The sequence below is a fragment of the Streptomyces sp. AB3(2024) genome, from assembly GCF_041862025.1.
In the GTDB taxonomy this organism is placed as follows: Bacteria; Actinomycetota; Actinomycetes; order Streptomycetales; family Streptomycetaceae; genus Streptomyces.
Map to the genome: position 1 here is coordinate 1 of NZ_JBGWAB010000366.1, position 363 is coordinate 363.

General features: G+C 72.5%; 1 protein-coding gene. It reads left to right on the forward strand.

Annotated elements, in window-relative coordinates; all coding sequences use genetic code 11:
- Window positions 1–34: 34 nt before the first annotated feature.
- The coding region (locus tag ACEPPI_RS40795; protein ID WP_373920283.1) for a polyketide synthase dehydratase domain-containing protein at window positions 35–363 on the forward strand (329 nt) is incomplete at its 3' end.

Here is a 363-nt window from a genome sequence, read left to right on the forward strand (position 1 = left end):
GGGGGAGGAGTTGTGGACGCGTCACGGGTCGGGTGTGCTGGCCAGTGGTGCGCGTTCTGAGGCTGCGGCGGAGTTCGGTGAGCTGGCGGTGTGGCCGCCGGTGGACGCGGTACCGGTCGACGTCAGTGGGCTCTACGCGGAACTCGCCGGGGACGGCATGGCCTACGGTCCGCTGTTCCAGGGACTGAAGAGCGCATGGCGGCGCGGCGACGACCTGTTCACCGAGGTGGCGCTCCCCGAGGAGGGTCACCAGGACGCGGCCCGGTTCGGGCTGCACCCGGCACTGCTCGACGCGGGACTCCACGCCATCGGCCACGGCGACCCGTCCGGGCAGGCCGCTTCGGGTGCGCTGCTGCCGTTCTC